Below are 19,611 nucleotides of genomic sequence, written 5' to 3' on the forward strand. Positions count from 1 at the left end.
CGCGGTCGTGAGTGTTTCGGTCGGTTAGCGCCGCCCGTATTCCCAGTACATGAAGGCCCCCTTCCTTGCGCCTAGGTACAGGAAGGGGGCCTGCATGTACCCTAACCGGCATTTCGGCGCTAACCTGAGGGAAACGACTTCATCTGCGGGGGAGCGGACATGGTCGGAATCTGGATAGCGCTCGGGGTACTCGTCCTGGTGATCGGCATCGCCGTCTTCACCGATCTGCGCGATCGCGGGCGCGGTGGGACCCGCGAGTTCATGTTGCCGGACTGGGCTTCCCGGCGTGCCGACTACACGGAGAACGACCTCGTCCACGGGCGCTGGGTGGAGAAGTCCCCGCGCGAGCGGGAAGAGGAGCTCCAGCGCCGGTACAAATCGGGCGAGGAGTGAGGGAAGGCCTCGTCGTCGGCCACGTGGCCGCGGATTCCCGTGCCGAATTCGATTCTTTCCGTGAATTCCGTGGAAAGAATGACGAAGCACCAATGCGGTGAAAAGGAGAAGGGGACTTCCCCCGCATCCGATGCGGGAAAAGTCCCCTTCACCCCGGCCCTGCTACGCCACCTACGACCAGTTCTGGAGCCTCACTCGCCCACGAGACCGGAGAACCGGCCCAGCGTCTCCTCGCGGCCCAGCGCCTGGGTGATCGAGTGCAGGTCCGGGCTCCGGGTCGAGCCTGTGATCGCGATGCGGATGATCTGCGAAGCCTCGCGAATGGAGCCGGGGAAGCCTTCGGGATTCTTCTTGAGTTCCTTGGCGTTCTTCGCGAAGCCGTGCTTCGCCGCGACCTCGCGGATCTGCTGGAACCATTCCTGGCCGTCGTCGAGCTGCCGGTAGTTCTCGACGAAGTCCCGCGCCACGGCCTGGACGACCGCGCGGTCGACGCCGAGGGCGGTGATCCGCTCGTCGTCGGGGCCCGCGACGGCGGCGTGCAGCCGCGGGAAGAAGAAGCCGTAGACGGCGCGGAACTCGCTCCACTTCTTCAGGTCCTTGCGCGGGTTCTCGGCGCCGTCGCGCTCGACGGCGAGGGCGCGGAGCGCGAGGTCCGGCTCGGCGTCGAGGACGGTCTTCAGCTCGGGGTCGAACCGCTCCGCCCAGGCACGGACCTCTTCGAGGATCTCGGCGCCGGACAGCGTGGCGATGTGGTCGGCCGAGATGTCGTCGAGTTTGACCAGGTCGACCAGCGGGCCGGCGACGCCGCATTCGTCCAGGTTGATCGGCTCGGCAAGGGCCTGGTCGAGCGGCATTTCGGCGAGCCGGCCGTTGGCGAGGCCGCGCAGGTAGTACAGGACGGCCTTGGGGGGGTAGCCGGACTCGATGTAGAAGTCGACGCTCGCTTCCGGGTCCTTGCGCTTCGACAGCTTGCGCTTGCTGCCGCCCTCCTGCTTCATCAGCGGGGCGATGTGCGCGTAGGTGATCGGGTCGAAGCCGAGCGCGTCGAACAGCTGCTGATGCACGGGCACCGACGAGATCCACTCGTCGCCGCGGATGACCAGGCTGACGCGCATGAGGTGGTCGTCGACGGCGTGTGCGAAGTGGTAGGTCGGCAGCCGCGGGCTCTGGTCGGAGCTCTTGAGGATGACGACGTCGTTGCGGTTGGCCTCGGCCTCCAGCGGGCCGCGGATGGCGTCGGTGAACCGGGCGCGGGCGCCGGTGTCGTCCGGCGCGCGGAACCGGACGACGTACGGGTCTCCGGCGTCGAGTTTGGCCTGGACGTCGGCGGGGTCGGCGTCGCGCCAGATGGCCCACGAGCCGTAGTAGCCGGTCGGCAGCTTCGTCGCCTGCTGCCGGGCGGTGATCGCCGCCAGTTCGTCCTTGGTGGCGAAGTCGAGGTACGCGCGGCCGGAGCGGAGCAGGTGACGGACGTAGGTCAGGTAGATCTGCTCGCGCTCGGACTGCTGGTACGGGCCGTAGTCGCCGCCGCGGTGGATGTCCTCGTCGGCGGCGAGACCGAAGTAGGCGAAGCCGCGCTCGAACTGGTCGATGGCGCCTTCGACCTCGCGGGAGCGGTCGGTGTCCTCGACCCGGACGAGGTAGCGGCCGCCGCCGCGGCGGGCGACGTCCTGGTCGATGGTGGCGACGTAGACGCCGCCGATGTGGACGAACCCGGTCGGCGAGGGGCCGAACCGGGTGACCTGGGCGCTCTCGGGGAGCTCGCGGGCGGGGTAACGCTGTTCCCAGTGCTCGGGCTCGGGCAGGTCGGCGGGGAAGAGGGCGTCGATGACTGCTCGGTCCAGCATGGCGGTTCAGATCTCCCGGCGTCGTGGTGCATGGCGGTTTTCGCCACCGAAGAGACTAACCGTCCGGCCTCCCGGCCTGGTGAGGGTGGGTCCCGAAGCCGGATCGAGACGTGCCTTTTCGTCGGTGCGTCCCGGTAAAATGGGCCTTGCCGGACATTCGGGGAGGAAATCGGTGACCACCGATAGCTCGCTTCGTGAAGAACCCCAGCTCACCATCCGACCAAAACCCTCGGCGTTCTTTCTTCGCCGTCGATTTCTCCGCACTTTCGGGCCCGCGCTCGCGCTGGCCGTGAGCGGCCTGGTCGCCCTGCTCCTGAGCGGGACGATCGTGGTGCCGTTCCAGCAGACCTTGGTTCTGCGCGGCAAGATGGGCTCCAAATCGGATCTCTTCGAGGACGCGAAGATCCAGGAAATCCTGATGCGTCACCACCTCCGCGTCCACGTGACCAGGGCGGGATCACGTGACGTCGCCACGCACGACCTCAGCCACTACGATTTCGTGTTCATGTCCGGCGAGCCGGCCGCGAGTCTTGTCCGGCGGTCGAGGGCGAACCAGTGGACGGGCAGCGCGCGACAGCCGTTCACCAGCCCGATCGTCCTCGCCACCTATCGTCGTTACGCGGAAACGCTGGCGAGCAACAAGATCGCCACGAAACCACCGGGACAGCAGAATCCGCTGTACTACACGCTGGACACCGAGAAGTTCATCCAGGCGATGCGGCAGGAGCGCACCTGGGACTCGCTGCGCGTCGGCGACTTCGGCGCGGGAAACGGGAACAGGGTGCTGGCGCAGACGTCGAACATCTGCGACTCCAACTCGGGCGCGACGTATCTGATCTTGGTGGCGTTCCTGGAGAACGGCCGTCAGGTCCCGGTCGTCGACCCGCGACCGGCGGGCGCGCCCGCCGGTCCGCCGAACCTGTCGAGCGCGAAAGCACTGGCCAACCGGGTGAAACCGCTCGTGGCGGCACAAGGCTTCCCGTCGGCGGATCTGTCCGAGTCCTACGCGAATCTGGCCGAGGGGGACAAGCCGATCGTCGTCATCTACGAGCATCAGTACCTCGCGATGCAGTTGCGCGCCAAGGCGCAGAGCGGGCAGCCGGACCACGACCGGGTCCTGCTGTACCCGAAGGACAACATCCTGACGAAACCGCAATTCCTGGCACTGAAACCGGAAGCGGAACGCCTGGGCGAACTGATCACCTTCGATCCCGAGTTGCAACGTCGCGCGATGGAGCTCGGGTTCGGCGTCGCGACTCCCGCGGGAAGCACGAAAAGCGCGCGGCTGTACGACTTCCTGCGCGAACAGGGGCTGGCGAGCCCCGAAATCGCGGACGACGACAGCACCACGCCGCTCCCGGACAATCCGGTGCTGGAAGAGATGATCAAGACCGTCGGGGACTGCCCGTGAAGCGGCTCCTCGCGGTCCTGTGCTGCCTGCTCCTGGTGGTCGCCGCCTGTACGAGCGGCGGGCAGAAGGTGAAACTGCGCGTGCTGGCCAGCTCCGAACTGGCCGATCTCGGACCGATTCTCGACGACCTTCGCGGGGAAACGGGAATCGAACTGGAAATGGATTTCCGGGGAACCGTCGACGCGAGCACTTCCCTCACGCCAGGGAAGGCCACGCACGATCTCGCCTGGCTTTCCACCGACCGGTATTTCCAGCTCAAGTACCGGCAGTCCGCGGACAAGGGGGAGCGGCCGCTCGCGACCAAGACCATGGTGTCACCGGTCATCGTCGGGATCACCCCGGCGAAGGCGGCGGAACTACGCCGCGGCAAGCCGGACGGGAAGCTCTCGTGGGCGGATCTGGCGGACGCGGCGGCCGGCGGCGGGTTCCGGTTCGCGATGGCGGATCCGGCCAAGTCGACCAGCGGGCTCACCTCGCTCGTCGGGGTGGCCACGGCCGCCTCGGGCACCGGAGCGGCGCTGCGGCTCCAGGACGTGAAATGCGACAAGCTGCAGGGCTTCCGCGCCGGGCACACGCTCACGGCGGACACCTCGGCCGCGGTGACCGACCGGTTCGCCGAGCGCCAGGACGTGGACGCGATCATCGGGTACGAGTCCACTTTGCTCACCCTCAACGCGAGCGGCAGGCTCAAGACGCCGTTGGAACTGGTGTACCCGAGGGACGGCATCGTCCAGTCCGACTACCCGCTCCTCCTGCTCGACCCGGCCAAACGGGAGGTGTACGACAAGGTCGTCTCCTGGCTGAGGAGCCCGGCGACGCAGAAAAAGCTGATGGAGCGGACTCTCCGGCGGCCCATCGCCGGGGACGTGGCGCTCGATCCGAGGCTGCCCGCCTCGATCGGGAACTCGCTGTACTTCCCCGACGAGCAGGCCGTCGTGGACAAACTGCTCGACGACTACGCGGCCCCCGCCGGCCGGACACCCGGACGCGTGATCTTCGTGCTCGACTTCTCCGGTTCGATGAAGGGGCCGCGGGTCGCCGCGCTCCGGGCGACCTTCACCGGGCTGAGCGGCGGCCCGGACGGGGGATTCGACCGCTTCTACCGCGGCGAGCGGCTCACGGTGCTCCGCTTCGGCGGGAAGATACTGGGGAACAAGGAGTTCACGATCGACGGACCCCGGGATCTCGACGCGCTGCGGGCCTTCATCGCCGCCGACGAGTTCGACGGCAACACGGCGGTCTGGTCGGCGCTCGGCGAGGCCTACGCGAAGGCCGGTGCCCATCGCCGCGCCGAGCCCGGCAGCGGCGTTTCGATCGTGCTGATGACCGACGGGGAGAGCAACACCGGCCAGGGCATCGAAGAATTCCTGCGCGCGCCAAGGGATCCCGGCGTGCACACGTACACGATCCGGTTCGGCGAGGCGAATCCCGCCGAACTCGATCGCGCGGCCGTGGCCACCGGTGGCCGGATGGTCGACGCGAACGCGACATCCCTGCTCGAGGCCTTCAAGGAGATCCGTGGCTGCCGATAATCTGTGGTGGGAAGTCTGGGGACTGTGGGTCGCGGTCTGGGTGCTGACCGTGGTCGCCTTCATCGTCGCGATCGTCGTTTTCGTGCGGCACTGGCGCCGTGCGCGCTCCGATGGTGACCAGGGGATGATCCGGGGCATCGGCTTCTACCTGCACACGAAGTCCGTCATGGGGCTGTACCAGTTGCATCGCTACAACGAGGCCCTGGAACAGGAGGTGGAGAAACGGAAGAGCCGGGGCTGGCGGTTCTGGGCATCGGGCGGGCTCGGTCCCCTCAGGGGGGAATCGGAACGCACGGACACCGACGAGGAGTTCCGGCGGTACATCCGCAAGGCCGAGCCGATCACGGTGATCGGCATCGTGACGAAGGTGCTGGAGAAGCACCACGACATCATCCACGTCGATCTGGCGAAGCAGGAACTCGTCCACAATCGCGCACTGGTGAAGGAACTCGGCTGGTCCGACGGTCCCGAAAACACCCGGCAGCTCAAGACCCGGCTGCGTGGTGTCGAGGCGTTCGTCTCCGTGAAGGGCCTGTTCCGGAAACGCTCCCAGACCGACACCGAGACGGTGTTCGTCGCGCCGTACGGCAATCCGGACGATCCGTCGAAGAGCAGGAGTATCCGCTTCACCTGTGTGACCGGCGACCTGCGGGACTCCGCCCCGGCCGGCGCCTTCCGGGCGCGGTGCCTCGGCAAGGTCGAGGATTGGGATCCCGAAACCGGGGAACTCGTCGTCCATCCCATCGCCATCTTCAAGTAACCTCCCGCGTTCGGCTGCTCCAGTCGCGCCACCCGGGTGAGGCGAGTGGAGCAGTCGAAAGCCACATGTCGTCCATGGCGCTTCGCACTGTCGGCCGATGGGGGTGAACCTGCACGATTTCGGTATCCAACACCGCAGGTTCGAGGGAGATTCTCCATGAAGAGCGCCGTTTCCGACGATATCCGCAGTTTCTTCGCCGACTCTGGCATCGATGTCACCGCGGCCGGACAGACCGACGTCGAGATCGTCATCGATCACTTCGACAACTGGAAGAACACGTCAAGCGGAGGCACCTTCGGCTGCTTCACCGGCGCCTGCTGCCTCATGGCCTGAGTGCTCGGCGCAGCGGCAACCGACGATGTCCAGCCCGGCGGCGGCAAGCCGTCGCAGCACTTCGATCCAGAGCCCGCTGATTCGCTCGTTCGTCCGGATCGCCGGAGCCGGGGTGTAGAAACACCGGCTCCGGGGAAGTCACCGGACATGCCGGACTCATCTCCAGAACCCGACGAGGCGACCGTCGATGCTGTCGGAAAGCTGGTCTTCGCGCTCGAAACGGTCGAACAGGCGCGCGGCCACCTGTACGCCTTCCATCACCTCACGGGAACCGCCGACTTCGCGCTCGGCGAGGCCGTCGAAGGGCTCCGGAAGGCCGGGCACGCCGACTGGGCCGAGCGGATCGAGACCGAACTGATCGGGCTCAACGTGCTGTCGGACCGGTGGACCTTCCAGGTGATCGAGGAGTACGACGACGGCTACTACCGGGCCTACCGCGATATGACCCGGGACGTCGCCGAAGACCTGACCGGAGGGCGGCGGCACCTGCACGAAGAACGGCTCAAGCGGCAACGGCGGACCGAGGGGCGGCCGGGACACGAGATGGGGCGGCCCAGCGCCTGAGCCGTCCCTCTTCGCTCACAACTTCTCCAGTGCCTCGGGCTTGTGCACCGCTTCGCCGCCGCTCTTGTCGCTGCGCACCAGGTACTGCGGCTCCTCTTTGGACGCGCGCACGGTGCGGCCACCCGCTTCGGTGTCGGAAGTGATCTTCTTCAGGACCTCACCTTCGGCGTGTCCGCCGTGGCTGTTCCAGCGGACCTTGTCACCTTTGCGAAAATGCTCGGTCATCGCACTCCTTCTAGTCGTGGACGGTCCGACGCCGGCCAGACGTAGGGCAGGTCGTCGGGGACGGCCGGGAACTTCGGGCGGTAGTGCTCGGGTTGTTTGCGGACGAGCGCGGACTGGTGGCTGCGGTGGAAGTCCGTGTCGCCAAGCCAGGGTGGAAGCTCTTTCGCGTCCGCGAGCCGGGCCTGGGTTCGGATCTCGTCCAGCCCGGTGGCGCGGAGCAGATCGAGCCGGAGCGTTTCGCGGCAGGTGTCCTGGCGGCCGGTCTCGCACCAGACCTCGCAGATGTCGAAGCCGTACCGGACCAGTGCCTCTTCGTAACCCGCCCACATCGCCGCGGCCGGGTGATGTCGCCAGCCGTACCCCGGCACCGTCAGCGCGCGCAGAACCTGAATCGTCTCCACGCGCTGCTTTCCGAGCCTCCGCTGGTCGAGCACGGAAGCGGAGGCCCGGAAATCAACACACGGAAGAAACGTCTGCACACCGACGGCTTCCCCGTCGTCGCGGGTTCAAACCGTTCAGAAGATCGACCAGCCGGTCAGGGTGGTGAATCTATCGAGCGCCGCGACGCCCGCGACGGAGTTGCCGCGCGGGTCCAGCCCGGGGCTCCACACGCAGATCGCGCACCGGCCGGGGACGATCGCGACGATGCCGCCGCCGACGCCGCTCTTGCCGGGAAGCCCGACCCGGTAGGCGAATTCGCCCGCCGCGTCGTAGGTGCCGCAGGTCAGCATCACCGCGTTGACCCGCTTGGCCGCGCTCCGCTCGAGCAACCTGGTGCCGTCGTTGCGAACGCCGTGGCGGGCGAGGAACACCGCCGCGCGCGCGACGTCGCCGCAGCTCATCGCGATCGAGCATTGGCGCACGTACTGATCGAGGACGGCGGGCACCGGATGACGCATGTTCCGGTACGACGCCATGAAATAGGCGAGCGCGCGGTTGCGATCGGCGTGCGCGGCCTCCGAAGCGGCCACCTCGTCGTCGATCCCGACGTCCGCGCGACCGCTTTCCTCACGGAAGAACCGGAGCAGTGTTTCCGCCGCGTCGCCGTGGTGCGCCAATTCGTCGGTCACCACCAGCGCGCCGGCGTTGATGAACGGATTGCGGGGGATCCCGTCCTCGTTCTCCAATTGCACGAGCGAGTTGAACGGGTTGCCGGACGGCTCACGGCCCACCCGTTCCCACACCCCGTCGCCATGGGAGAGCGCGAGCGCCAAGGTGAAGACCTTCGACATGCTTTGGACGGAGAACGGCACTTCCCAGTCGCCGACGCCGTGCACCCGGCCGTCCACTTCGGCCACCGCCATGCCGAACTGCCGGGAATCGACCCTGGCCAGGGCGGGGATGTAGGCCGCGACGGAGCCGCGGCCGATCTCCGGCGCGACGTCGTCGGCGATCCGGTCCAGCAGCGCTGCGAGGTCCACGGTCGTAGCGTAGAAGCGCGTCTTCTCGCGCGAGGATCGGGGTTCGCGGGTGAACTTGTCAAATCGGAACGGGAAATTCGGTTCAACCGCCGAAGTGACGTCCCGCACACGCTCTGGCGTCTGGCAACAATGGATCCTCGCTGCTCACTGAAAAAGGTGAAAGCTACTCAAAAGCGCTGGGCGACCGCCAGGTGCGGATGATCGCCATCGGCGTTGAGCTGTTCTTCGGTGCCGGTGGCAGGCTCCACCAGGGCTGACCACCCGCATTTCGTCCTCTCGATGCGCTGTCAACTGGACGTCGGGAAGTTGAACCCCGCCGCGCTGTGCGGCCACCGCGTCGTGACGACCTTCGCCCGCGTGTAGAACCGGACGCCTTCCCGGCCGTGGATCGGGCTGTCCCCGATGAGGGAGTCCTTCCACCCGCCGAAGGAGTAGTACGACATCGGCACCGGGATGGGCACGTTCACCCCGATCATCCCCACCTTCACCTCCCGCTGGAACCGCCGCGCCGCCTCACCGCTGCCGGTGAACACGGCGGTCCCGTTGCCGTAGGGATTCGCGTTGATCAGCGCGATCGCTTCGTCCAGAGTGGACACCCGGACGATCCCGAGCACCGGCCCGAAGATCTCCTCGCGGTAGGCGGACATCTCGGTGGTCACCTTGTCCAAAAGGGACGGGCCGACGAAGAAACCGTTCTCGTGGCCGGCGACGCTCAGTTCCCGGCCGTCGACCACCACGGTCGCGCCCTGCTCCGCCCCGAGGGCGACGGAGTCGATCACGCGCCGCCGTGCGGCCTCGGTGACCACCGGGCCCATGTCGTTGCCGGCTTCGTGCCCGGGACCGACCTTGATCTCGGCGGCCTTGCGCTCGAGGATCTCGACCAGCCTGTCACCCGCCGAACCGACGGCGACGCCGATGGAAATCGCCATGCAGCGCTGTCCGGCGGAACCGAACGCGGCGGCCGTGAGATGGTTCGCGGCGTACTCGAGGTCGGCGTCGGGCAGGACGACGGCGTGGTTCTTGGCCCCGCCGAGCGCCTGCACGCGTTTGCCGGTGGCGGTCGCGCGTTCGTGGACGTGCCGGGCGATCGGGGTCGACCCGACGAACGACACGGCGGCGATACCGGGATGCTCCAGGATCGCGTCGACCGTGACCTTGTCCCCGTTGACCACGTTGAACACGCCGTCGGGAAGACCCGCCTCGGCGTACAGTTCGGCGACCAGCCGGGACGCGGACGGGACCCGCTCGCTGGGTTTGAGCACGAACGTGTTGCCGGTCGCGATGGCGATCGGATGCATCCACAGCGGGACCATGATCGGGAAGTTGAACGGCGTGATCCCGGCGACGACCCCGAGCGGCTGCCGGAAGTCGTGCACGTCCACGTCGCGTGAGACCTGGTCGGAGAAGCCGCCCTTCAGCGCGTCGGCTATCCCGCAGGCGTACTCGACGATCTCGCGGCCGCGGACGATCTCGCCGCGCGCGTCGTCGATCACCTTGCCGTGCTCGGAGGAGATGATCCCGGCGAGTTCGTCCTCGTGTTCCACCAGCAACTCGCGGAAGGCGAACATCACCTTGGTCCGCTGAGAGAGCGACGAATCGCCCCATGTCTCGAAAGCCTTACCTGCGGCGGACACCGCCGTGTCCACATCGGACGGTTCCGCGAGGAGCACCTGTGCCTGCGGGCGCCCCGCGGCCGGGTCGAACACCGGCGCGGTGCGGGTGGAGCCCGCCGTGGCCGCGGTGCCGTTGATCCAGTGGTCGATGGTCTTCACGCGTTGTCCTCCACAGGTGTTCACAGCAGTCCGACGGCCGTGTCGACGGCCTTGGCGACGTCACCGTCGTGCGGGTAGAGCAGGGAGCGGCCGACCACGAGGCCTTGCACGGTCGGCAGCGCGAGCGCGCGTTGCCAGGCGGCGAACGCGGCGTCGGGGTCCTTGACCTCGCCGCCCAGCAGGACGGCGGGCAGCGTCGAGGCGGCCAGCACACGCTCCATGTCCTCCACCACCGGGAGTTTCAGCCAGGTGTAGGCCGACGAGCGGCCGAGCGCGGAGGCGATGGTGATCGACCGGATCACGGCGTCGGGGGAGAGGTCATTGCGAAGGCGTCCGTCGACCCACTCGGCGAGGAACGGCTCGACCATCGCGATCAGCTTCCGGTCGGCGAGGTCGTTGACCGCCTTCGCGGTGTTCTCGAGGACGCTGGGTGTCGCCGGGTCGCTCAGGCAGATCCTGGTGAGCGTCTTGCCGCCGTCGAACCGCATCCGCTCGATCGTTTCGGCGTCGTAGCAGGCGAACCGGTCGTCGATCTCGAAACTCGATCCCGCGAGGCCGGTGCGGTTCATCGACCCGATGACGGTCTTGCCATCGAGGGCGCCGAGGAGCAGCAGATCGTCGATGATGTCCGGCGTCGCCAGCACCCCCGTGACGCCGGGTCGTTCCAGCGCCAGGCCGAGGCGGTCCAGCAGTTCGCCGCGGTCGGCCATCGCGAGCGGTTCGGCGCCGACACCGTTCGCGCCGCGCGCCGGATGGTCCGCGGCGATGAGCATCACGGCGCCCTTGTCGTTGAACGGCGATTTCGCGCGGACCCGGGTGGCCGCGGCCACCGCGACGGCCCCCGGATCACGTACCCGCGCGGCGACTATCCGGCGCACTGTGTCCGACACTTTCGTTCCTCCCGGCTCGCGTGGTGCCTCGACCATGGCAAGCACTCGGAGACTTTGTCAAGACATATGGACATAAGGTCATAGTGGCTCGTCACGGTAGGCTCCGCGCATGAAACCCTGGGCACCCGGTGAGATCGTGGTGGATCCGAACGGCCCGGAGCCGCTGTACTCGCAGGTCGCCAGGCAGCTCGGTGCCGCGATCGAAGACGGCAGGCTGCCGAACGGCGCCAGGCTGGACAACGAGCTGGACCTGGCCGCACGGTTGCACCTGTCGCGGCCGACCATCCGCCAGGCGATCCAGTCACTGGTCAACCAAGGGTTGCTCGTCCGCAGACGCGGTGTCGGCACACAGGTCGTCCGCACCAAGGTCGCCCGCCCGCTGCGGTTGAGCAGCCTCTTCGACGACCTCAGCGAGCTCGGGGACAAGCCGGAGTCCGTGGTTCTCGTCAACCGGGTCGAGCCCGCGGGCGACGAGGCGGTCGAGCACCTCGAGGCACCGGCCCTGACCCACGTCCGGCGGCTGAAGCGAGTGCGCTCGACCGGTGGCGAACCGTTGGCGATCATGAACAACTACCTGCCTGACGGCCTCATCGACCCGGCCGACGATGAACTGCGGGACAAGGGGCTGTATCAGTTACTGCGCTCGGCGGGTGTCCGACTGCACGCCGCTCAGCAGAACGTCGGCGCCCGGCAGGCCACCGAGGAGGACGCCGAACTGCTGGACGAGGAGCCGGGCGCGGCGCTGCTCACCATGCGGCGCACCACCTACGACGATTCCGGCAAGGTCGTGGAATACGGCTGGCACGTCTACCGCGCCTCGCGCTATTCGTTCGACCTCTCACTGACCAACAGCCTCTGACGGTTCCGGCGCGGCATCGCGTTCCAGGTCGGTCTCCAGCGCCGCGTACACCGCAGGCCGGAACCGGCGCAGCCAGCCGGCGAGCGCCAGCCCGGCCAGTGCCACCACGAGAAGCAGCCACGGCAGATGCGGGACGACGCCGTTGCTCGACCCGGCGAGCGTCGGGAAGTTGAGGATCGCCAATGTCACGATGACCCCGAGCCCCACCGCGCCCAGCCCGGGGGCGATCAGCGTTTTCACTACCCGGCGGTCCCGTGCCCGGCGGAAATAGACCAGAATCGCGACCGCCGCGAACAGTTGCAGGGTGAGAATGCCCAACGTGCCGAAGCCGGTCATGCTCGCGGTGAGATCGGCGACCGGGTCGAGCCCGGCGAGCCGGAACGCCAGCGCCACCACCGAGCCGAAGACCACTTGGACGATCGAGGCGTAGCGCGGTGCTCCGTTGCGCGGGCTGGTCTTGCCCAGCAGCCGCGGCAGCACGCCGACCCGGCCCAGCGCGTACAGATACCGGGTCGCCGAATTGTGCAGCGCCAGCAACGCCGCGAACAGGCTGACCACCAGAAGCAGCAACATCACCTTGGTCAGCGGTTCGCCGAGGTACTCCTGGGCGACCGAGAGCACGAGATCCCCGCTCGAAAGGTGCGCGAGGGCCACGTCCTGCGCCTGTTCGGCGCCGATCGCGCTGACCACGGCCCAGGTCGTGAACGCGGCGAACACCCCGATGAACCCGATGGCGATGTAGGTCGCCCGCGGGATCGTCCGCTTGGGATCCTTGGCCTCCTCGCCGAACAGCGCCGTCGCCTCGAAACCGATGAAAGCGTTGGCGGCGAACAACAACGCCAGCCCGCCGGCACCCTGGAACAGCACGGAGGGGCTGAACGCGGCGAAGGAGAACCCGTGCCGGAACAGCACGCTGAAGTCCATGATCAGCAGGATCGAGACCTCAAGGATCAGCGAGACTCCCAGCACCTTCGCGCTCACCGCGATTCCCCGGCGGCTGAGCAGGAGGACCAGCACCACCGAAACCGCGCTCCAGAAGAGCCAATCGAGGTGGAGCCCGAAGACGTCGTCGATCGCCGTGGACGTGAAGAACCCGCTCGTGCCGATCGCGCCCGCGACGAAACAGTTGTAGCCCAGCATCGCGACGAAACCGGCGACGAGCCCCGGCGTCCTGCCCAACCCCTTGACCACGAAGGCGTAGAAGCCGCCCGCACTGGTGAGCACCCGCGACAGCTGCGCGTAGCCGACCGCGAACAGCAACAGGACGACCGTCGCCAGCAGGAAGGCCGCGACCATCCCGCCGCCGTTCCCGACCGCGATCCCGATGGCCGCGATCACGATCATCCCGGTCAGAGGCGCGACCGCGGCGAGCACGAGGAAGACGATGCCCGGCACGCCCAAGACGTTCTTCGCGAGCGACGTGTCGTCTCGGCTCATTCGCTGCTCCTCATCTTCGCTGGACGGCCAGTATGGGAGCGGCCGGGGGTGTGGGCTTTGCCTTTGCGTGCGCGGTACTTGTGTGCCTGTGCCTGGTCTTCGGTTGTGTGCGGTGGGTCGTGAGTGGGGATTCGTGCTCTAACCCGAATCGTCACTCACGACGCCTTCGCGCCCTTAAAGTTGCTTCGCTGCATGCGCATTCCGGTCACTTTGTTCGCTAGGCCGTTCGGGCTAGCACATCTGTTCGATTTGGAGTAGTGTGGGGTTGTGGCCAGCGATGACGCATCCCCGGAGACGTCCACCGAGTGGTGGCGCGTTGATACCGCGACGCTGCACGCTCGCAAACAGGAACTCGAGATTCAGAAGCGTCAGATCGACGCGGAACAAAACGCGATCCTGGCGGAAATCAATTCCCGTGGTGTTCGGGGGTGTTCGGGTCATTCGACGTTGGCTGCCCTGATTTTCGAGGACTTTCGTGTGACGGACAAGGAAGCCAGTGCCCGTGCCGACCGCGTGCTGGCCCTGCATCCTGGCCCGGCTATCGGCGGTGACCCCGAGCCACCCCTGGCGCCGTTGACCGCTCTGGCTGCTGTGGAAGGCGCGATCGGGGGTTCGCAGATCGATGCGATCATCCGTACGTTGGCCCGGATCCCGTCCACCGTTCCGGAAGAGGAGGTACGAGCTGGGGAGAAGATCCTGGTCGACTTGGCTCGGCATGCGGGGCCGCGGCAGATCGCCCGGGCTGGGCGCCGCCTGCTGGACAAGCTGGATCCGGACGGGAAAGAGCCCCGCACCGAGGACCCGAAAGACACCCGACCGGAGATGCGGTTCATCAAACACCGCGACGGCACCCTCGGCCTGAAAGCCACCCTGGACCTGGAAACGTATGCCCGGTTGAAGTCGGATCTGGATCCGATGGCCAAGCCGCACAAGGCCATCGACGGCGTGCGGGACTCCCGGACACAAGACGAACGCTACGGCGATGCGTTCACCGATTATGTGCGGTTGAAGACCACCAGCCGGAACCTTCCCGGCCAGGCGGGCGAAGCGACGCACATTTTGGTCACCATGTCCTACGACGGCCTCATGCGCGACATCGGCGAAGCACACTTAGATCTGGTCGGGCCGATCAGTGCGACCGACGCCCGGATCTTGGCCTGTGATGCCCGCGTGCGACCCGGAGTTCTCGGCACGGCAGGCGAACCGCTGGATATCGGCCGGTCGAAACGGACTGTGTCGCTGGCGCAGAAGTATGCGTTGACCATCCGCGATGGTGGCTGCGCGTTTCCGGGATGCGATATGCCTGTACCGCGCTGTACGGCACACCACATCGTTTTTTGGCGACACCACTGCGAAACGCAGATCGACAACCTCGTGCTGCTGTGCACCAAACACCACCGGCTCATCCACCACAGCCAATGGAAAGTCCAGATCGCCCAAGACGGCTTGCCGGAATTCACCGCACCCGCCTACCTCGACCCCACCGGAACACCGAGGCGTAACACCATGCATCTCAGGGTATAGGCCGATCCCGGTGCGTCGTTTATCCGGCGGCGAGTTCGCGATCTTGTTCGTGCGGATGGTTTTCGCCAGACGTTCGCTACGCCGGGCCCGTACAGGCATGCGCGGCTGTAGTGAGGATGGTTCAGGTTCAAGCGGGCCGCGAAGGTGCGGCTTTGCGAGATCGCCATCGCGATACCCGGCTGGACGTCGCACCACCCAGACCGCCCGACGAAGAACTGCCTGAAACGCTCTTCATGCGGTCACCACCGAGACGGCGCCCTCTCAAGACCTCCGCGGCGCCGGAAACGACGGCCACCCATGCGGCCGCTCCAGAATCTCGATGGTCGCCTGGTCGACCAGAAAGTACTGCCCGCCGTCCTCGCGCGGGTTCGTATAAGCCGCTGTCGCGACCAGACGGCCGAAGTCGGCCATCACCGCGATCGGGTATCCGCCGTCGAAGACCTCCCCGTGCGCGGCCGTCGCGACGGTCCCGGTCTCGTACCAGGTGACGAAGTACTGCGCCGGTCCGGTTTCGAAGACGCGCAGCGTCGCCTCCTTCTGCCGGACACCGGCGAAGTCGCCGGACACGCCCGTCCAGATCATCGTCGTCCGGTCCGCGTATTGCTGCTCCAGCACGTTCCCGGAGCCGTAGTGGAAGTTCGCGCGGAGCCCGACGAGGTCGGTGCTGAGCGGATGGGTCCCGGTCACGGGGAAGAAGCGGACGTCGAGTTGCACGGGCTGAACCTCCGGATCGTGTGTTTCCCCAGGTTTAGCAGCCCGTGGCAGCTCGATCGTTGTCCGGCGAAGCGATCCAGTTGTCGCTGAACGCGAGGATCAGTCGAACATGCCGGGCTGATAGTCGCCCGCCGGAGTCCTGGCGATGACGTTGAGCCGGTTGTACGCGTTGATCGCGGCGATCAACGCGATCAGGGCACCGATCTGCTCGTCGTCGTAGTGCTCGCGCACCTGCGCCCAGGTCTCATCGCTGACGCCGTGGTGCGCGTCGGCGATCCGGGTGCCCTCCTCGGTGAGCGCCAGCGCCGCGCGCTCGGGCTCGGTGAACACGTTCGCTTCCCGCCAGGCGGCGACCAGGTTGAGCCGCACCGAGGTCTCGCCGGCGTGCGCGGCGTCCTTGCTGTGCATGTCGGTGCAGAAGCCGCAGCCGTTGATCTGGCTGGCGCGCAGCTTCACCAGCTCCTGAGTCGCGTGCGGCAGCGAGGACTCTTCGATCGGCCGGTTCGCGGCGCCGAGACGCTTGACGTACTTGAGGATGACGTCGTTCTCGAACAGATTGATTCGCGGTTCCATGATCTTTCCTCTCCATCGGTTCTGCACATATGACGAGTGGGGTGGAGAGGTTGTGACAGCTTCGCACGTGACGCCGGTCACGGATGCAGGAGGTCGGCGAGGATCTCCACACCGTTGACGATGCGGGGTCCTGGCCGGTTGAAGCAGGCTGGCCCGTCCAGGATGTGCACGGCCGGGATGTCGTCCCAGCCCGGCAAGCCGGTCAGCAGGTGCAGTTCCGCCTCGGTCCGTTCAGACGGGAAGCCGCAGGGACGAGCAGTAGGACGCCGCCGCCGGCGGCGGCGATCTGCTCCGGGACACCCTGCGCCTCGCCGAGCATGGCCAAGCAGGTGAAGACGCCGTCGAGCGTTCTCGATTCGAGGCTGACCACCTAGGTATCACCGTCCAGCGTGCGCACGGTCTCCTAGACCTGCCGATGGGAGACCGCGCAGACGTCGCAGAGATCCTGCGCGTGAGCACGACGTCGGATTCGGCCGCCGAAATCTCCCGCTCGACAGCACGTCGTAGTCGGTCGCAGCGGTGAGCAGCGAGACGATCCGCATCCGTCCACGGTAGGCGACCGGCCCATCCTGCACATCTGCGCGGAGCAAATGCGTGAAAGTGCGCCAACAGAGCATTGACGTTGCACAAAACTGCACCTAACGTGACAGCTACTGCGCACAACTGGCACGGATGGGGAGTTCATGAGCGGGACCTTCATGGCGGCGGAGATCGCGAGTCAGCCCGGCTGCTGGCGGGAAGCGGCGGCGCTGGCCTCGGCGAACAGTGCTCTGCTGCCGCCGCCGGGCGCGCGGGTCGCGATCGTCGGCTGCGGCACGTCGTGGTTCATCGGCCAGGCGTACGCCGTCCTTCGCGAGTCCGCGGGGCTCGGCGAGACCGATGCCTTCGCCGCCTCCGAGTTCCCGGCGGGCCGTGGTTACGACCACGTCGTGGCGCTGACCCGGTCGGGTACGACGACCGAGGTCCACGCCCTGCTGGCGAAACTGCGGGGCAAGACCCCGACCATCGCGATCACCGGCGTGCCCCGCGAGATCGAGACCGCCGCGGACACGATCGTCGACCTGTCCGTCGTGGACGAACGCTCGGTCGTGCAGACCCGGTTCGCCACGACGGCGCTGGCGATGCTGCGCGCGCACCTCGGCGAGGACCTGACGGCGGTCGCCGACCAGGCCGAACGCGTGCTCGCCGAACCACTGCCCGACGAACTGGTCGCCGCGGAGCAGTTCAGCTTCCTCGGCACCGGCTGGTCGGTGGGCATCGCGAACGAAGCGGCGCTCAAGTTCCGCGAGGCGTGTCTGCTGTGGACGGAGTCGTACCCGGCGTGGGACTACCGGCACGGGCCGATCAGCATCAGCGAACCCGGCCGCGTGACCTGGATGTTCGGGCGGGCGCCGGAAGGGCTGGCCGACGACGTCGCCCGCGCGGGCGGTCTGTTCGTCGAGAGCGGCCTGGATCCGCTCGCCGACCTCGTCCGCGCCCAGCGTGTCGCCGGAGCCATCGCCGCCCGCAAGGGGCTAGACCCGGACAACCCCCGCAGCCTCACCCGTTCCGTCGTCCTGACCTGAGGCTGCCGTGATCGTCACCGTCACGCCCAACACCGCGCTGGACGTCACGTACACGGTGGACGGTCTGCGGCCCGGTGACGTGCACCGGGTGCGGGAAGTACGGCACCGGGCGGGTGGCAAGGGCGTCAACGTCGCTCGCGTGCTGCACACACTCGGCGCCGACGTCCGCGCGATCTTCACGGCCGGCGGCGCGACGGGGGCCGCCGTCGAGGGCGACCTCGCGGCAGCGGGTATCGCCGCGGATGTCGTCGAGATCGGCGGGGAGACCCGGCGCACCATCACGGTCCTCGCGGACGACGGCTCGGTCTCATTGCTGAACGAGCCCGGGCCGAGGCTCACCGAAGACGAATGGCAAGCGCTTGCGGCGACCGTCCGAGCCCGGAAACCGGATGTGCTCGTCTGCTCGGGCAGCCTGCCGCCGGGCGCCGGGGGATACGCCGGCCTCCTCGGCGAAGCACCGTCCATCTTGGACACTTCCGGCGAGGCGCTGCTCGCCGGACTGGCCGGACGGCCGTCCGTGGTCAAACCGAACGCCGACGAACTGCGCGAGGTCACCGGCCTGCGGGATCCGGTGGCCGCGGCGGCCGAACTGCGCAAGGCCGGGGCGGGCGCCGTCGTCGTCTCGCTGGGCCCGGAGGGACTGCTGGCGGTGACCGGATCCGGCAGCTGGCAGGCGGAACCCTCCACTGTGCTCAGTGGCAATACCACCGGCGCGGGCGATGCCGTCGTCGCGGCGCTGGCGTTGGGCCTGAGCCGCGCCGAACCGTGGCCGGACATCCTGCGCCGGGCCGTCGCGTTGTCCGGGGCGGCCGTGCTGGGACCGCTGGCCGGGGACGTCGACCTCGCGCACTACGAAGCCGAACAGGGCCTGGTCGCCTTACGCGCCCGCCCGGATTAGGAGACGTCATGCCTCTGGTGGGAACCGGGGAAATCGTCGGGGCCGCCGCGGCGGCCAGGTACGGCTGCGGCGCGTTCAACGCGATCCAGCTCGAACACATCACCGCGATCGTCGACGGCGCGGCCGCGGCGGAAGCGCCGGTGATCCTGCAACTGAGTCAGAACGCCGTGAAGTACCACGGTTCACTGGCGCCGGTGGGCATGGCGGCGCTGGCCGCGGCGAGAGGTGCCGTCACTCCGGTCGCGGTGCATCTCGACCACGCCGAATCGGCCGAGCTCGTCCGCGAGGCGGTCTCGCTCGGCTTCGGCTCCGTCATGTTCGACGCGTCCAAACTGGACTACACCGACAACGTGCGCGCGACCAGGGAAGTCGCCGCGTATTGCCACGACCGCGGGGTCTGGGTCGAGGCCGAACTCGGCGAGGTCGGGGGCAAGGACGGCGTCCACGCGCCCGGCGCGCGCACCGATCCGGACGAGGCGGCGAGGTTCGTGGCGGCCACCGGCATCGACGCGCTGGCGGTGGCGGTGGGCAGTTCGCACGCCATGCTCACCCGTGACGCCGCACTCGACTTCGAGCTGATCGCGCGGCTGCGGGAGCGGGTGCCGGTGCCGCTGGTGCTGCACGGTTCGTCGGGCGTGCCGGACGAGGGACTGGCCGAAGCGGTGCGCGCCGGGATGACGAAGATCAATATCGCCACTCAGCTCAACAAGGTGTTCACCGCCGCGGCCGCGGAAGACTGGCGCGCGCATCCGGAACGCGTCGACCCGCGAAAATATCTCGGAGCCGGAAGGGCGGCGGTCGCCGTCGAGGTGCGGCGGTTGCTGGGAGTGCTCAAGCTTGATCAGGTTGAACCGGTCAAGGTGACGATTGAGCAGACTTTGCGCAATTGAGTG

General features: G+C 67.6%; 21 protein-coding genes. 11 read left to right on the top strand and 10 right to left on the bottom strand.

Annotated elements, in window-relative coordinates; genetic code table 11:
* Positions 1–159: 159 nt before the first annotated feature.
* On the top strand, positions 160–393 hold the full coding sequence (locus ACZ6DT_RS13825; protein ID WP_465593586.1) for a hypothetical protein: 234 nt from the start codon (positions 160–162) through the stop codon (positions 391–393).
* A gap of 191 nt (positions 394–584) precedes the next feature.
* Here ACZ6DT_RS13825 and ACZ6DT_RS13830 read toward each other — a convergent pair whose 3' ends face one another.
* On the bottom strand, positions 585–2,240 hold the full coding sequence (locus tag ACZ6DT_RS13830) for a glutamate--tRNA ligase (protein ID WP_465593589.1): 1,656 nt from the start codon (positions 2,238–2,240) through the stop codon (positions 585–587).
* Between the two features lie 172 nt (positions 2,241–2,412).
* Between ACZ6DT_RS13830 and ACZ6DT_RS13835 the strand changes: the two genes are divergently transcribed.
* The 5 genes from ACZ6DT_RS13835 to ACZ6DT_RS13855 all read left to right on the top strand — a co-directional run bounded on the left by ACZ6DT_RS13835 (position 2,413) and on the right by ACZ6DT_RS13855 (position 6,840).
* A complete protein-coding gene (locus tag ACZ6DT_RS13835) occupies positions 2,413–3,651 on the top strand; it encodes a hypothetical protein (protein WP_465593592.1) in 1,239 nt (412 codons plus the stop codon).
* Positions 3,648–5,183: a vWA domain-containing protein gene (locus ACZ6DT_RS13840; RefSeq protein WP_465593595.1), complete on the top strand. Its 1,536-nt coding sequence runs from the start codon at positions 3,648–3,650 to the stop codon at positions 5,181–5,183. Before ACZ6DT_RS13835 ends, ACZ6DT_RS13840 begins: the two co-directional genes overlap by 4 nt.
* Positions 5,170–5,943, top strand: coding sequence for a hypothetical protein (locus tag ACZ6DT_RS13845; RefSeq protein WP_465593598.1), 774 nt, complete (start codon positions 5,170–5,172; stop codon positions 5,941–5,943). The genes ACZ6DT_RS13840 and ACZ6DT_RS13845 overlap by 14 nt, the downstream gene beginning before the upstream one ends.
* Positions 5,944–6,099: 156 nt before the next feature.
* The gene (locus ACZ6DT_RS13850; RefSeq protein ID WP_199749064.1) at positions 6,100–6,276 is read left to right on the top strand and encodes a hypothetical protein; all 177 of its coding nucleotides are present in this window, start codon (positions 6,100–6,102) and stop codon (positions 6,274–6,276) included.
* Positions 6,277–6,423: 147 nt separating this feature from the next.
* Entirely contained in the window at positions 6,424–6,840 is a 417-nt protein-coding gene (locus ACZ6DT_RS13855) for a hypothetical protein (RefSeq protein WP_465593602.1), read from the top strand.
* 15 nt (positions 6,841–6,855) lie between these two features.
* Here the strand turns inward: ACZ6DT_RS13855 and ACZ6DT_RS13860 are convergent, their stop codons facing one another.
* From ACZ6DT_RS13860 to ACZ6DT_RS13880, 5 genes are all read right to left on the bottom strand, one after another.
* Positions 6,856–7,065 carry a hypervirulence associated TUDOR domain-containing protein gene (locus tag ACZ6DT_RS13860; protein WP_465593605.1) on the bottom strand — a complete coding sequence of 70 codons (210 nt, stop codon included), beginning with the start codon at positions 7,063–7,065 and terminating at the stop codon, positions 6,856–6,858.
* Positions 7,062–7,544, bottom strand: coding sequence for an MSMEG_6728 family protein (locus ACZ6DT_RS13865; protein ID WP_465593608.1), 483 nt, complete (start codon positions 7,542–7,544; stop codon positions 7,062–7,064). Before ACZ6DT_RS13865 ends, ACZ6DT_RS13860 begins: the two co-directional genes overlap by 4 nt.
* Before the next feature lie 36 nt (positions 7,545–7,580).
* Positions 7,581–8,486 (bottom strand): glutaminase, encoded by a 906-nt coding sequence (locus ACZ6DT_RS13870; protein ID WP_465593611.1) that lies wholly within the window; start codon positions 8,484–8,486, stop codon positions 7,581–7,583.
* A gap of 287 nt (positions 8,487–8,773) precedes the next feature.
* Positions 8,774–10,258, bottom strand: a complete 1,485-nt coding sequence (locus ACZ6DT_RS13875) for a CoA-acylating methylmalonate-semialdehyde dehydrogenase (RefSeq protein ID WP_465593614.1) — start codon at positions 10,256–10,258, stop codon at positions 8,774–8,776.
* A gap of 20 nt (positions 10,259–10,278) precedes the next feature.
* Positions 10,279–11,148: a Cgl0159 family (beta/alpha)8-fold protein gene (locus tag ACZ6DT_RS13880; RefSeq protein WP_465593617.1), complete on the bottom strand. Its 870-nt coding sequence runs from the start codon at positions 11,146–11,148 to the stop codon at positions 10,279–10,281.
* A 109-nt stretch (positions 11,149–11,257) separates the two neighbouring features.
* On the opposite strand from ACZ6DT_RS13880, the gene ACZ6DT_RS13885 reads away from it, so the two are divergent.
* Positions 11,258–12,007 (top strand): GntR family transcriptional regulator, encoded by a 750-nt coding sequence (locus ACZ6DT_RS13885; RefSeq protein WP_465593620.1) that lies wholly within the window; start codon positions 11,258–11,260, stop codon positions 12,005–12,007.
* Here ACZ6DT_RS13885 and ACZ6DT_RS13890 read toward each other — a convergent pair.
* Positions 11,987–13,444 (bottom strand): APC family permease, encoded by a 1,458-nt coding sequence (locus ACZ6DT_RS13890; RefSeq protein ID WP_465593623.1) that lies wholly within the window; start codon positions 13,442–13,444, stop codon positions 11,987–11,989. The genes ACZ6DT_RS13885 and ACZ6DT_RS13890 overlap by 21 nt on opposite strands.
* A gap of 267 nt (positions 13,445–13,711) precedes the next feature.
* Between ACZ6DT_RS13890 and ACZ6DT_RS13895 the strand changes: the two genes are divergently transcribed.
* Positions 13,712–14,968, top strand: coding sequence for an HNH endonuclease signature motif containing protein (locus tag ACZ6DT_RS13895; protein WP_465593625.1), 1,257 nt, complete (start codon positions 13,712–13,714; stop codon positions 14,966–14,968).
* A gap of 261 nt (positions 14,969–15,229) precedes the next feature.
* Here the strand turns inward: ACZ6DT_RS13895 and ACZ6DT_RS13900 are convergent, their stop codons facing one another.
* The 3 genes from ACZ6DT_RS13900 to ACZ6DT_RS13910 form a co-directional block, all read right to left on the bottom strand.
* On the bottom strand, positions 15,230–15,682 hold the full coding sequence (locus tag ACZ6DT_RS13900) for a MoaF C-terminal domain-containing protein (protein ID WP_465593628.1): 453 nt from the start codon (positions 15,680–15,682) through the stop codon (positions 15,230–15,232).
* A gap of 99 nt (positions 15,683–15,781) precedes the next feature.
* Positions 15,782–16,255: a carboxymuconolactone decarboxylase family protein gene (locus ACZ6DT_RS13905; protein WP_465593631.1), complete on the bottom strand. Its 474-nt coding sequence runs from the start codon at positions 16,253–16,255 to the stop codon at positions 15,782–15,784.
* A 202-nt stretch (positions 16,256–16,457) separates the two neighbouring features.
* Positions 16,458–16,625, bottom strand: a complete 168-nt coding sequence (locus tag ACZ6DT_RS13910) for a hypothetical protein (protein WP_465593634.1) — start codon at positions 16,623–16,625, stop codon at positions 16,458–16,460.
* A gap of 313 nt (positions 16,626–16,938) precedes the next feature.
* Here ACZ6DT_RS13910 and ACZ6DT_RS13915 point away from each other — a divergent pair, with 313 nt between their 5' ends.
* The 3 genes from ACZ6DT_RS13915 to ACZ6DT_RS13925 are packed head-to-tail and all read left to right on the top strand — an operon-like array spanning position 16,939 to position 19,608.
* The gene (locus tag ACZ6DT_RS13915; RefSeq protein ID WP_465593637.1) at positions 16,939–17,820 is read left to right on the top strand and encodes an SIS domain-containing protein; all 882 of its coding nucleotides are present in this window, start codon (positions 16,939–16,941) and stop codon (positions 17,818–17,820) included.
* Positions 17,821–17,827: 7 nt separating this feature from the next.
* Entirely contained in the window at positions 17,828–18,718 is an 891-nt protein-coding gene (locus tag ACZ6DT_RS13920) for a 1-phosphofructokinase family hexose kinase (RefSeq protein WP_465593639.1), read from the top strand.
* A gap of 8 nt (positions 18,719–18,726) precedes the next feature.
* A complete protein-coding gene (locus tag ACZ6DT_RS13925; protein WP_465593642.1) occupies positions 18,727–19,608 on the top strand; it encodes a class II fructose-bisphosphate aldolase in 882 nt (293 codons plus the stop codon).
* Positions 19,609–19,611 lie beyond the last annotated feature (3 nt).

Source organism: Amycolatopsis sp. NPDC041971, from assembly GCF_055588925.1.